Consider the following 12,560-nt stretch of genomic DNA (forward strand, 5'->3'; position numbering starts at 1 on the left):
TCCCCTCCTGCTTCTTTAGAATTGTTCTCTTTCTCCTGTTTCACTGTTTTTATAAATCGCATCAATTATTCTTGTTGTCTGTAAAGCTTCTTCCGCTTTAACTATAAATTCCTCCCTGCCCAAACAGGTATTAATAAAATTCCGCGTTTGGGCAAGCGCATAGTCATCCTCCCCAGGCAGCCATTCCGGTTGGGTGTTGAGCAGCATCCCATGCTTGGATTGGTTCATCCTGAATGGAAACAAATCGATCCCTCCATACTCACCTGAAAGGCTGACACTTTCTTCATCACCTTCAATATTAGCTGACCAGGAGGTTTCAAAAAGCAGAGATGCACCATTTGCAAATTTTATGCATGCTGTTACGTGGTCATCAACATTAAAGGTTTTATGGTTAAACCTGCCCCATAGATTAACCTGATCAGGCATTTTGCTTAACGTATTATAAGCTGACCCGATTACTTCTGTTTCTTTTGGATTCCCCATCAGCCAAAGCGAGAGATCCAATAGATGGCATCCATAATCAATCAAGCTTCCGCCGCCCTGCAGTTCCTTATCCGTAAAAACACCCCAGCCCGGCACCTTCCGCCTTCTCATGGCCCTTGCCCTTGCAACAAATGGCTGCCCAATTTCATTTGCAAGAATGAGCTTTTTAGCAGCTTGTGCTTCTTTCATAAATCGGTAATGATAAGCAATAGCCAGGACCTTTCCGGACCTGTCCCTTGCTTTAGCCATTTCTTCGCATTCCTGTGATGACATTGCCATCGGCTTTTCACACAACACATGCTGCCCGGCTTCCAGTGCAGCAACTGTAATCTCAGAATGAAACTTATTCGGAGTACAAATGACCACTGCATCCGTTTCACTGAACAAGTCCTTATAATTTGTTATAGACTTTTGTATACCGAATTGATCTGCAGCTCTTTTTGCTGTTTCTTCATTTAAATCGCATACAGCCGTAATGGTTGCGTTATCAGAGAATTTTAAAAAGGCAGGAATGTGCCTGGATTGGGCAATCCCGCCCGCTCCGATGATCCCTATCCGCAATTTCCTCATTGGCGCACCTCAATTAATTTTAACGATTTGTTTTGTCTCGCTGGATTCCAGAGCAGCGAGAATAACTTCAAGCGACTTCATTCCCTCTGAACCTGGAATAGCAGGCTCTTGATCATTGACAATGCAATCCACAAAATGGTTGATTACCCCTGAACTCTTTTGCCCGCCTTCATCATTGGTCTGGATGCCGCCAAGTTCAAACTTTACAGTGTCACCGTTGGCATATTGCACAATCAGCGAATTTACTGGATCATCCTCCAACCGCAAAATGGCTTTTTCTCCATAGATAATCGTAGAGTTATCCTCTTTTGAAACATAAGACCAGCTTGCTGCCAATGTCCCGATCACACCGCTTTCTGTTTTCAATATACAAACGGCAGTATCATCTACATCTGCATTTTTCTTTGCACTCGTTTCTACAAAGGCTCCGACCTCTGTGAACTCTTCTCCAAGTACATAGCGAAGCAAATCCGTTTTATGGACACCAAGGTCGCCCATTGCTCCAATGAAAGCCTGGTCCTTTTTGAAAAACCAGCTTTCTTTGCCATCGGCACTCCACCCCTCAGGTCCGCCATGGCCAAAAGCTGTCCGGAAGCTGTAGATTTTTCCGGCTTCGCCTTTTTCAATTAATTTTTTGGCTTTTTTATGTGACGTGACGAATCTCTGGTTGTGTGCAATCATTAGTTTTTTACTATTTTTATGGGCTGCTTCAATCATTTCCAGCGCCTCTTCCTTTGAAGTTGCCATTGGTTTTTCGCATAGGACATGCTTCCCTGCATTCAGTGCAGCAATTGAAATGGGAGCATGCAGATAATTCGGTGTGCAGACACTGACTGCATCCACATTAGCATCAGCAAGCAATTCTTTATAGTCGGTGTACGCTTTTGCATGGTACAATTCAGCATACTCCTGTACCCGGTCTTCTTCAATGTCACAAACCGCTGCAATAATCGTCCCGCTGTTTGCATGATATTCAGGCATATGGCGATGCTTCGCTATACTCCCGCAGCCAATAATCCCTATTCTGATTTTCTCCATCTTATTTCTCAACTCCTTCACGCTTCATACTGATTTTCTCCAATGGTTTTGCGTTTCCATAAACCGGTGTTGGAAGATCGGCAGGCTTAGCCCACTGAACAGCGTTTTTAATGACTTGCTGAATGTCCTTCTGATAATAAGTTGGATACGTTTCATGCCCTGGACGGAAATAAAACACCTTTCCCTTTCCCCTTTTATATGTACAGCCGCTACGGAAAACCTCCCCGCCTTCAAACCAGCTAACCATTACAAGCTCATCTGGTGCAGGAATATCGAAATGCTCTCCATACATTTCCTCGCGTTCAAGCTCGATATATTCTCCCAATCCTGCCGCAATCGGGTGGCTCGGGTCTACAATCCAAATCCGTTCCTTTTCATCTGCTTCCCTCCACTTTAAATCACAAGAGGTTCCCATTAACGCTTTAAAGATTTTGGAGAAATGCCCTGAATGAAGAATAATCAGCCCCATTCCTTCAAGCACTCTTTGTTTTACCTTTTCAACGATTGAATCTTCTACTTCCCCATGGGCGAGATGTCCCCACCAAATCAATACGTCTGTTTCCTTTAAAACAATATCAGTAAGCCCATGCTCCGGCTCATCCAATGTTGCAGTACTAACCTTATATTCTTCATTTTTTAAAAAGCCGGCGATCGCACCGTGAATTCCATCCGGGTACACCGCTCTTACCTTTTCATCCTTCTTTTCATGGCGGTTCTCATTCCAAACTAACACGTTAATCATGGTTACTCCTCCTTCTGTTATTAAATCAGCGAGCTTCTATATTCATTCGGAGAAATCCCTGCTGTCTTTTTAAACACCTTGCTAAAATATTTTTCATCCTGATAGCCGACTCGAAAAGCAATTTCATAGATTTTAAGCTTAGGATTCTGTAATAGCTCTTTCGCCTTTTCCATACGGATATTTGTTATAAAATCGGTGATAGTAGCCTGATATTCCTGTTTAAACTTTCTTGAAATATACTCCCTGCTCAAGTAAAACCGGTCAGCAATTTCCTGAAGGTTGATATCTTTGTTGTAGCTTTCCAGCAAAAACTCTTCTATTTGCTGCATGACATTCTTTTCTCCGCAATCATCCTGCTGGGGTTTGCCGGGATAAGTTTGCTGATTCCATTCGGTAATAGCTCTTTCCAATGTTTCATTTAAAATTTCCGGGTCGATTGGCTTCAGGATGTAATCAAAGCTTTTATAGCAGATTGCATTCCTCATGTATTCAAAATCATCATATCCGCTGACTACAATCGTTTTGCTGGAAATATCCGATGAATGTATCCATTTTAAAAGACTGATTCCATCTCTCTTCGGCATTCTCATATCGGTAAAAATAATTTCGGGACGATGCTCGGTTATGAGCTTCACCGCCTCATTTCCATCAACCGCTTCCATGATCGTCTTGATGCCAAAACGGCTCCAATCCGCTAATAGCATTAAACCTTCACGCACATGCTTTTCATCATCCACGATTATCGCTTTCATCTTTACCACCTTCCATCCTTTTTGGAAGTTTAATAGAAACAAGCAGCCCGCCTTGCTCGAGATTCCTAAGTTGAAGATATGCCCGATCCCCATAATAAAGCTTTAAACGTACATACACATTTTTCAAACCAATATTGGTTTCTTCACCCTTTTGTCCAATCTGGTCATTAATCAGATTTCTTTGGATTTCGTCAAGTCTGGTTACCGATACACCTGTGCCATTATCCTCAACAACAATATCCAGAAAGAATTCATCCTGCCTGCAGGCAATTTTAATCTCTCCTGTTTTTTCGCGTGCATCAAAGCCATGCTTGAAATAATTTTCAACAATTGGCTGCAAAATCATTTTGGGTAACAGTATCTTCATAGCCTCTTCATCAAGCTTAAAGGAGAATTGAAGCTGATCTCCAAACCGCTCTTTTTGCAGCAGAAGATATGCTTTGGTATGCTCAATCTCTTTTAAAAGCGGAACCATATCTTCTTCCATATTCATGCTATATCTCATGATTTTTGATAGCCGGGTAACTGACGAATAAATTTGCGGAACCTGATTCTTTAAAGCAGCAGTACCGATTGACTGCAATGCGTTATATAAAAAATGCGGATTCACCTGTGACTGCAAAACCTTAAGCTGGTTCGTTTTATTTTCCAATTGCAATTTATACTCCCGGTTTATCAAATCATTAATTTTATCGATCATTTGTTTAAACCTATCACCGAGATAACCAATCTCATCATTCCCAATAGATTTAAAACGAACCTTCAGGTTACCCTTTTCTACCTGTTCGATGTATTGAAGAAGCACTTTGATCGGAAAGGTTATTTTAAAAGAGATAAATAATGTAGCGAGAATGACGAGAAGAAGCCCGATAGCTCCAAACATAATATTTATTTTTGCTACACTAAATGCACTTTCATATAAGGTTGTATAAGGAACTCTTTTTACGAGGTACCAGCCGCCTGAATTTTCCGACACTTGATCATAAATCATAACACCGTTAAATGAACCTTCTTTCCATTCAACTGTACCGTTTTCTTTGTCCGTTTTGGTTACCCAATCGATCCACTTAGGCTTGTTGGTTCCTCCTTCACTCTCATCATTAGACCGGTATATCAATTCTCCCTCAGGAGATACAATATAAAATTCCTCATTCCCATTCGTATAAAGGTTGCGGCTAATGTTGTTGATTTGATCCGGAGAAAACTCCAAAGAAATATAGGCCAGCACATCATCAGATGGGATATTGATCAGTGAACGGTGGAGCGTGATCACATTTTTAGGCTTTTTATCCTCTGGTTCCTTAATCTTATGAATGGGTTCGAGATACATATTGCTTGGGCTTTCTTTTGCCTTTGCATAGTACTCTCGATTGAGGTTCCTTAATTTCTTTGAAAAAATAACCGTGGAGCGCTTGGAAGCGGATATAAGCCTGTCTTCCTTCAATATTGCAATGTTTACTCTTTTTATATTTTCTTCTGCATACAGAATGGTTGAAATCACATTTCTAGTTGCATCTACAGCCTGATAATTATTTTCTTTTTGAGGGTCTCTTATAAAGTTAATAAACCCCGGATTATTATACAGGGATAGTGTCAATCCGTTCAGTTCATTTATGTAGCTTTCAAGGTTCACCTTGCCTTGGTATAATAGATTGCTATTTTCTTTAACAGCCTGATTCTTCAGTGATTCCGTCGTATGGTAATACGTAATCACAATTGACGCCCCAAAAGGCACAATCGTCGCAATCAGCAATAGAACAATCAATTTATTTCTAATGCTCCCCTTAATCATTTAAATCCCCCGCTGCCATGTTGTCTTTACAATAGTATAAAGCGAAACTTCACTCCGCGGGGATTTTCTTTTTCCCCATGGAGTGTTAGTTGAGGCTCACAGGATATGAGTCACTCTAACGCTGCCAGGACGTGGCGCTTTTAATCTTAGTTCTTTAAAGGGGGCCTCTACGGGTGTCTCGTGCTTCGGCATGTTTACAATTCTCCCAAAACCAGAGAATAATGCCCTGAGACTGCGTTAAAGGGAACTTTGTCAGACAGATATATTTTTTTAGTAATAGATACAATAGAAAGCATATCTGCAGCAGACATGCTTTCTATTTTTATTAAAACTAAACTATTTCAGGTTATCCCATGAAGCCTGGAACCTTTCCAGAACAGTATCATAATCAATTTTACCTGCAGCATATTCTTGGATGGTTGCTGCAAACTCTTTGTTCGCTCCATCCGGCCATCTGAACCAAGTCCAAGGAATCGTTTTATCTTCTTTCGAATATTCAAGAATTGATTGGCCTAGTGGTCCTAAACCGTTAGGCTCAATATTGTCAAAGGCTGGAATGAACGCGAATTCTTCTGTGATATAACGTTTTCCTGTTTCAGATGATACCATCCAATCAAGGAATAGTTTTGCCTCTTCAAGATGCTCTGAATTTTTATTAAGTACCCAGTTGTTAGGAACTCCAACGGGCAAACGGTCCGCCGTTGCTTCATCATCGCTTAACGGGATCGGCAGGAAGCCCATATTAATATCTGGATTAATTTCAGTAATCATATTCTCTGTCCAGTTTCCTTGCTGCAGCATTGCCGTTTTACCTGAAGCAAATAATGTAACTTGCGTATTGTAATCAGTAGTTAATGGGTTGTCATTTCCGAAGTTGATTTCTGTATCCATTACTTCTTTAAACTCTTTAAATTTGTCATTGCCCGTGATTTTTTCAGATCCGCTATATAAACCTTCGATATAAGCAACCGGATCTTCCTGCTGTGCAAATGGAATATTTAATAAGTGCTGCCCGATTACCCACCATTCGCCATAGCCGGCAGAGAAAGGCGTAAGCCCTTTATCTTCTAGTTTCTTAGCAGCATCCTTAAGCTCGGAAATCGTGTTAGGAGGCTCTTTAATTCCCGCTTCTTCAAATAAATCTTTATTATAAATAAATCCATAGCCTTCAAGGTTTACCGGCATACCGTAAAGCTTGCCATCTGTATCTGTCATTGGCACTTTTCCGATTGGAAGCACGTGCTCTGCCCATGGCTCATTTGACAGGTCAGCAAGATGCTCTTTCCAGAGCTCCAGCTCTTTAAATCCGCCATTGTTAAAAATATCAGGATGTTCGCCCGAAGCAAATTTCGCTTTTAAAGCGGCACTATAGTCAGCACCTCCGCCAACAGTCTCAAGCTTAACTTTGATATTTGGATGTTCTTTTTCAAACTCAGTAATCATTTCCTGAAGCTGTTCGGCAATTTCAACTTTAAATTGGAACATATTCAGTGTTACAACTTCATCCTCATTTTTTGAATCATCCTTTGGCTTTTCGTCCCCTGAAGAGCTTGAAGAAGAACAGCCTGCAATAATGCCTGCCGCCAAAATCAATGACAGCAATATAAGAGCATAGCGTTTCATATTGGTATTCCCCCCTAAATTTTTTATATAAATTTTTGCCGCCAAAGTGTAAGGCAGCAAAAATCTCTACAACTATTTAATAGAACCTGAAGCAATGCCTTTAATAATATGCTTCTGGAGAAACAAGAAGAAAATAATAACCGGTGTAATGCCCATTACAAGAGCGGCCAGCCCCATATCCCACTGCTTCGTGTATTGAGCAAAGAATGAGCTCGTTGCCAATGGTATCGTACGAAGCTCTGCATCCTGCAGCACAAGCAGCGGTAATAAGTAATCATTCCAAATCCACAATGTATTTAAAATAATGACTGTTACAGTAATTGGCTTTAAGAGCGGAAAAACAATTCGCCAGAAGACACCAAATTGACTGCACCCGTCAATCCTTGCTGATTCTTCAATTTCAATTGGAACTGTTTTGATAAATCCGTGATACAGGAACAAAGATAACGGTACTCCAAAGCCAAAATACATTATGATTAATCCCGGTATACTGTTTGTCATATTTAATGCACCGCCTAGCTTCATCAGCGGGATCATGACCGTCTGAAAAGGAATGACCATAGCGGATACAAAGAATACAAACAGAATTTTGCTGATTTTTCCCGGTGTCCGAACCATTTTCCAGGCAGCCATTGAGCTAATGACAACAAGGCCGATATTGCTGATTACTGTAATTATAAGCGAATTCCAGAAGGCCCGCGGAAAATTAATAATATCCCATACCTTTACGTAATTTGAGAAGAGAAATTCTTTTGGCCAAGCCGCAGCATCGATCAAAATATCAGCAAACCCCTTTACGGAATTAACGAGAACGAAGTAGAAAGGAATGAGGAAAATAACACCTAATACAATTCCGATAACTTCTAGAAGAAACGTATACTTCGTGTATTTTGGGTTCATTATGCCTCAACCTCCCTCTTCTTCGTCATCATAACCTGGACAGTTGTGAAGATCGCAACAACCAGGAAGAATAAAATTGATTTCGCTGTACCCAGGCCGTACCGGTTATTTTGGAATGCTTCCTGGTAGATGTTAATCGCAACTGATTGTGTTGAATTAAATGGACCTCCGCCAGTAAGCGAAATATTCAGGTCAAATATTTTAAATGCCATCGAAATAGTTAAGAAGAAACAGATTGTAAATGCCGGTAAAATAAGCGGGATAATGATTTGGGTCAGCAGTGTCCAATTTGATGCTCCATCTATCCTCGCCGCCTCCAACAGATTTTGATCAACCCCTTGAAGAGCCGCAATATAAATGACCATCATATAACCGCTTATCTGCCAGCCAAACACAATCACAATTCCCCAAAAAGCAGTGGTCTCATCACCGAGCCAAGGCAGCTTAAAAACTGAAAGATCAGTAAGGTTTCCAATTGCAGCAAACCCCTTTACAAAAATAAACTGCCAAATGAACCCAAGCAATAATCCGCCAATGACATTCGGAATAAAGAAAACAGTCCGCAATAAATTCCTTGACTTCAATGCTGCATTTAATAATAAAGCCAGTCCAAACCCTATTAAATTACTAATAATAACCGAAGCAAACATAAACTTTGTTGTAAAAACAAATGAATCAAAGAACTTGGGATCATTCTTAAAAATCTTAATATAATTTTCAAGTCCTACCCATTCAACTACAGAACTAACACCATTCCAGGAAGTAAACGAATAATAAATCCCCATTGAAAAAGGAATAATTTGAATCACAAGGAAAAATAACAACGCCGGTCCCACAAAAGCACCATATGTTAAGATCCCCTTTAGCTTCGCCTTTTTCCTGGATACTGTTTTCACCTCTGATTGAATAACTGGTTCTTCAATCTGGATCTTTGTCTCCAATCCTTTTCACCGCCCCCTCTGCTCTTGCAAACGCTTTCCTATATTATATTTGAAAACGCTTGCATATATAGGTGACTCAATTGACCAAAATGGTGCAATATTTTGACTTCTGTTCCAGGTAAAGAAAAAGCTCTCACCAGGGTGAGAGCTTTGAAGTTATGTTTATATGCACCAATGCTTCTAATACTGAATTTAGCTTAGCAAATAAAGTGGGATGTGCGCTTCAATTTTACTGGGAACTATTTTTATGATGTTAGCATAAATATTTTATCTTGTTATAACAGGAAATATTACATAGAATAAATTAATCTTGAATAAAGGATGTGAAACATGATTCTAAAACATCGTTACGAGACAGAAGGATTGAAACTGCTCCGATATTTAAATATTCGGATGAAGCTTACTTCAAAGAATTACACACATTATCTCTACTTAGAAAAGGATTTACTGGGGAAAAGCAGTTTGACATGCTGCTGCAAAGCATGCCTGATGAATCGATCATACTTAATGATTTATTGCTGGAATATAGCAATACCATTTTCCAAATTGACTCACTGCTTATAACTGGAGACTGTATTTATGTTTTTGAGATTAAAAACTATGAAGGGGACTTTTATATTAACCATGACAAATGGTGCACTACTTCAAAATCTGAAATCAAAAACCCACTCCTTCAGCTGCAGCGAAGCGAATCATTGCTAAGGCGACTTCTACTAGACCTTGGATTTAATGCTCCTATAAAATCCTACCTTATCTTCATTAACCCCGAATTTTAATTATATCAAGCTCCCTTGAACCTCCTGCTGTATTTCCTGCTCAGCTTAACCGCTTTTTACTCAAATTGAAATTGAAAGCCATAAACTCAAAAGAAAAACATTTAAAGCTAACTGAAAAATTAATATCTTTGAATTTGAAGGAAACCCCATTTGCAAAGAAACCTGAGTATACGTTTGAGGAGCTGGAAAAGGGGATAACCTGTGCAGCTTGACAACAATTTATGAAACCATTACATAAATCAGGATTAGTTTGTAGAGAATGCGGCTGCAAGGAAGATATTGATTCAGCAATCGTAAGAAGTACTGAAGAATTTAGAGTCCTGTTTCCAGAAATGAAGATATCAACAAATAGCATACACGAATGGTGTAAAGTCATTCAATTAAAAAAGAGAATTAGGAGAACTTTAGCAAGCAACTATAAGCACATTACCAATGGAAAATCTTCATACTTCGATCCATGCAGATAAAAATTGAAGTGATTCATAACTAGTATCTGTTAGAATGCCAATTCTTAATTGGCTGATTCCCAGTTAGATGTACACCTCCTTAAGCATCGATACTGTTCAGGGGGATAGTTCAATTTGGAATTAATTTTCCTTGATCAACGGCTCTATTCCACACGATTAGTTCCCTTTAGAATCCACTTTTCCTATTCAACTGCTCTATTCAGGGAAATTAATTTCCAGTAGATCTACTTATCTTGTTTCACCGGCATTATTCCGAAATTAATTTACGTTATTCCTTGAGCTGCCTGGTACTATTCAGCAGATCTCGCTTAATTTATCTCTTATATCTTTCACTAGCCTTCCGAACTATTCAGAACTCCTTCGAAACCAGCCTCTGAATCGTTCGGAACCTTTTATTAAGATAATTGAAGATAATAATATAAGCCTAAAACAAAAGCAAATGGCTCCTTTATTCAAGAAACAAGTTCATTCCATCTAATTTATTTCCAAACTTCTCAGCAAGCTTTTCATGTTTGGTTTATTCATTTACCACATCATGTTCAAAATACTAAGAGCACAAAAAAAACGGTTTTCCATAAGGAAAACCGTTTTTTCATGATACCGGTGGTCGGGGTCGAACCGACACTCCAGAAGGAACACGATTTTGAGTCGTGCGCGTCTGCCAATTCCGCCACACCGGCATATTAAAATGTAGTAAATCTTGTGGTGCCGAGGACCGGAATCGAACCGGTACGGTAGTCACCTACCGCAGGATTTTAAGTCCTGTGCGTCTGCCAGTTCCGCCACCCCGGCATATATCAGCGTTTCAAGATTTAACTTTTGGAGGCGGCAACCGGATTCGAACCGGTGGTAAAGGTTTTGCAGACCTCTGCCTTACCACTTGGCTATGCCGCCATAAAGTTTAAAGTTCTCTGGAGCGGAAGACGGGATTCGAACCCGCGACCCTCACCTTGGCAAGGTGATGTTCTACCACTGAACTACTTCCGCAAAATGGCTGGGCTAGCAGGATTCGAACCTGCGAGTGACGGAGTCAAAGTCCGGTGCCTTACCGCTTGGCTATAGCCCATTGACAATTTCATGTTACATATATATGAGTTTACTGCTTGTTTTATCACTTTTAAAATTATGGGGCGACTGATGGGAATCGAACCCACGAGTGTCGGAGCCACAATCCGATGCGTTAACCACTTCGCCACAGCCGCCATCATAATATTGGCAGGGGTAGTAGGAATCGAACCCACATCAAAGGTTTTGGAGACCTTCGTTTTACCATTAAACTATACCCCTATTTAAATGGTGGAGGGGGGCAGATTCGAACTGCCGAACCCGAAGGAGCGGATTTACAGTCCGCCGCGTTTAGCCACTTCGCTACCCCTCCGTTATTACTTTATAAGAAAAATGGTGCCGGCTAGAGGACTTGAACCCCCAACCTACTGATTACAAGTCAGTTGCTCTACCAATTGAGCTAAACCGGCTTATAAATGGTGGCTCAGGACGGAATCGAACCGCCGACACAAGGATTTTCAGTCCTTTGCTCTACCGACTGAGCTACTGAGCCACATTTTAAAAATGGCGGTCCGGACGGGACTCGAACCCGCGACCTCCTGCGTGACAGGCAGGCATTCTAACCAACTGAACTACCGGACCAGATTGCGGGGGCAGGATTTGAACCTGCGACCTTCGGGTTATGAGCCCGACGAGCTACCGGACTGCTCCACCCCGCGATAATATTATATGGTGGAGGATGACGGGATCGAACCGCCGACCCTCTGCTTGTAAGGCAGATGCTCTCCCAGCTGAGCTAATCCTCCAAAATGGTGACCCCTACGGGATTCGAACCCGTGTTACCGCCGTGAAAGGGCGGTGTCTTAACCGCTTGACCAAGGGGCCAATATGAAATTTATAATGGCGGAGAGCAAGGGATTTGAACCCTTGATACGCGGTTAGCGTATACACGATTTCCAATCGTGCTCCTTCGGCCACTCGGACAGCTCTCCATATGGCTCCGCAGGTAGGATTCGAACCTACGACCGTTCGGTTAACAGCCGAATGCTCTACCACTGAGCTACTGCGGAATAGTGATATAATGAAACAGCCCGGCAGCGTCCTACTCTCACAGGGGGACAGCCCCCAACTACCATCGGCGCTGAGAAGCTTAACTTCCGTGTTCGGTATGGGAACGGGTGTGACCTTCTCGCTATCGCCACCAGACTATTTTTCAAAGACAAGTATTATTATACCGTCTTTTTATGATTTTTCAAGAGGAAATTTAAAATTTTCGTTCCCTCAAAACTAGATAATGCATGAAGAAGTGTTGCCGAGTAATACCAATAATTTGGTTAAGTCCTCGATCGATTAGTATCAGTCAGCTCCACATGTCGCCACGCTTCCACCTCTGACCTATCAACCTGATCATCTTTCAGGGATCTTACTAGCTTGACGCTATGGGAAATCTCATCTCGAGGGGGGCTTCATG

9 protein-coding genes, 16 tRNA genes and 2 rRNA genes are annotated in these 12,560 nt (G+C 41.1%); 1 reads left to right on the forward strand and 26 read right to left on the reverse strand.

From position 1 onward, the window contains the following. Nucleotides 1-15: 15 nt before the first annotated feature. The 8 genes from DFO73_RS15090 to DFO73_RS15125 all read right to left on the reverse strand — a co-directional run bounded on the left by DFO73_RS15090 (nt 16) and on the right by DFO73_RS15125 (nt 8,841). Nucleotides 16-1,053 (reverse strand): Gfo/Idh/MocA family protein, encoded by a 1,038-nt coding sequence (locus tag DFO73_RS15090; RefSeq protein ID WP_110065573.1) that lies wholly within the window; start codon nt 1,051-1,053, stop codon nt 16-18. Nucleotides 1,054-1,062: 9 nt separating this feature from the next. Continuing rightward, nucleotides 1,063-2,091 (reverse strand): Gfo/Idh/MocA family protein, encoded by a 1,029-nt coding sequence (locus DFO73_RS15095; protein WP_110065574.1) that lies wholly within the window; start codon nt 2,089-2,091, stop codon nt 1,063-1,065. 1 nt (nt 2,092) lies between these two features. After that, the gene (locus DFO73_RS15100) at nt 2,093-2,833 is read right to left on the reverse strand and encodes a ThuA domain-containing protein (protein WP_110065575.1); all 741 of its coding nucleotides are present in this window, start codon (nt 2,831-2,833) and stop codon (nt 2,093-2,095) included. A 20-nt stretch (nt 2,834-2,853) separates the two neighbouring features. Next, nucleotides 2,854-3,585 (reverse strand): response regulator transcription factor, encoded by a 732-nt coding sequence (locus DFO73_RS15105; RefSeq protein ID WP_110065576.1) that lies wholly within the window; start codon nt 3,583-3,585, stop codon nt 2,854-2,856. Then, nucleotides 3,563-5,377, reverse strand: a complete 1,815-nt coding sequence (locus DFO73_RS15110) for a sensor histidine kinase (RefSeq protein WP_110065577.1) — start codon at nt 5,375-5,377, stop codon at nt 3,563-3,565. Before DFO73_RS15110 ends, DFO73_RS15105 begins: the two co-directional genes overlap by 23 nt. 336 nt (nt 5,378-5,713) lie before the next feature. Beyond that, the gene (locus tag DFO73_RS15115) at nt 5,714-7,000 is read right to left on the reverse strand and encodes an ABC transporter substrate-binding protein (protein ID WP_110065578.1); all 1,287 of its coding nucleotides are present in this window, start codon (nt 6,998-7,000) and stop codon (nt 5,714-5,716) included. Between the two features lie 72 nt (nt 7,001-7,072). After that, a complete protein-coding gene (locus DFO73_RS15120) occupies nt 7,073-7,900 on the reverse strand; it encodes a carbohydrate ABC transporter permease (protein ID WP_110065579.1) in 828 nt (275 codons plus the stop codon). Next, on the reverse strand, nt 7,900-8,841 hold the full coding sequence (locus DFO73_RS15125; RefSeq protein WP_110065580.1) for a carbohydrate ABC transporter permease: 942 nt from the start codon (nt 8,839-8,841) through the stop codon (nt 7,900-7,902). Before DFO73_RS15125 ends, DFO73_RS15120 begins: the two co-directional genes overlap by 1 nt. 323 nt (nt 8,842-9,164) lie before the next feature. Between DFO73_RS15125 and DFO73_RS29375 the strand changes: the two genes are divergently transcribed. After that, nucleotides 9,165-9,617 carry a nuclease-related domain-containing protein gene (locus DFO73_RS29375; RefSeq protein ID WP_258309501.1) on the forward strand — a complete coding sequence of 151 codons (453 nt, stop codon included), beginning with the start codon at nt 9,165-9,167 and terminating at the stop codon, nt 9,615-9,617. Nucleotides 9,618-10,682: 1,065 nt separating this feature from the next. On the opposite strand, the gene DFO73_RS15135 is transcribed toward DFO73_RS29375, so the two are convergent. From DFO73_RS15135 to DFO73_RS15220, 18 genes are all read right to left on the reverse strand, one after another. Next, nucleotides 10,683-10,764 (reverse strand) — tRNA-Leu (locus tag DFO73_RS15135). Nucleotides 10,765-10,787: 23 nt separating this feature from the next. Further along, nucleotides 10,788-10,876 (reverse strand) — tRNA-Leu (locus DFO73_RS15140). A gap of 28 nt (nt 10,877-10,904) precedes the next feature. Further along, nucleotides 10,905-10,978: transfer RNA gene (locus DFO73_RS15145), tRNA-Cys, on the reverse strand. An 18-nt stretch (nt 10,979-10,996) separates the two neighbouring features. Next, nucleotides 10,997-11,071: transfer RNA gene (locus tag DFO73_RS15150), tRNA-Gly, on the reverse strand. 4 nt (nt 11,072-11,075) lie between these two features. Then, nucleotides 11,076-11,150 (reverse strand) — tRNA-Gln (locus tag DFO73_RS15155). 60 nt (nt 11,151-11,210) lie between these two features. After that, nucleotides 11,211-11,286: transfer RNA gene (locus tag DFO73_RS15160), tRNA-His, on the reverse strand. An 11-nt stretch (nt 11,287-11,297) separates the two neighbouring features. Continuing rightward, nucleotides 11,298-11,371: transfer RNA gene (locus DFO73_RS15165), tRNA-Trp, on the reverse strand. A 7-nt stretch (nt 11,372-11,378) separates the two neighbouring features. Continuing rightward, nucleotides 11,379-11,462: transfer RNA gene (locus DFO73_RS15170), tRNA-Tyr, on the reverse strand. A gap of 21 nt (nt 11,463-11,483) precedes the next feature. Next, nucleotides 11,484-11,559: transfer RNA gene (locus DFO73_RS15175), tRNA-Thr, on the reverse strand. A 7-nt stretch (nt 11,560-11,566) separates the two neighbouring features. Continuing rightward, nucleotides 11,567-11,642 (reverse strand) — tRNA-Phe (locus tag DFO73_RS15180). Nucleotides 11,643-11,654: 12 nt separating this feature from the next. After that, a tRNA-Asp gene (locus DFO73_RS15185) sits at nt 11,655-11,731 on the reverse strand. Between the two features lie 3 nt (nt 11,732-11,734). After that, nucleotides 11,735-11,808 (reverse strand) — tRNA-Met (locus tag DFO73_RS15190). 11 nt (nt 11,809-11,819) lie between these two features. Then, nucleotides 11,820-11,895 (reverse strand) — tRNA-Val (locus DFO73_RS15195). 4 nt (nt 11,896-11,899) lie between these two features. Further along, nucleotides 11,900-11,974: transfer RNA gene (locus DFO73_RS15200), tRNA-Glu, on the reverse strand. 16 nt (nt 11,975-11,990) lie between these two features. Continuing rightward, nucleotides 11,991-12,081 (reverse strand) — tRNA-Ser (locus DFO73_RS15205). A 3-nt stretch (nt 12,082-12,084) separates the two neighbouring features. Next, nucleotides 12,085-12,159, reverse strand: a tRNA-Asn gene (locus tag DFO73_RS15210). A gap of 19 nt (nt 12,160-12,178) precedes the next feature. Further along, a 5S ribosomal RNA gene (rrf, locus tag DFO73_RS15215) occupies nt 12,179-12,295 on the reverse strand. 124 nt (nt 12,296-12,419) lie between these two features. After that, nucleotides 12,420-12,560 (reverse strand): 23S ribosomal RNA (locus DFO73_RS15220); the annotation flags it as partial.

It is taken from the genome of Cytobacillus oceanisediminis (genome assembly GCF_003182355.1).
GTDB lineage: Bacteria > Bacillota > Bacilli > Bacillales > Cytobacillaceae > Cytobacillus > Cytobacillus oceanisediminis_A.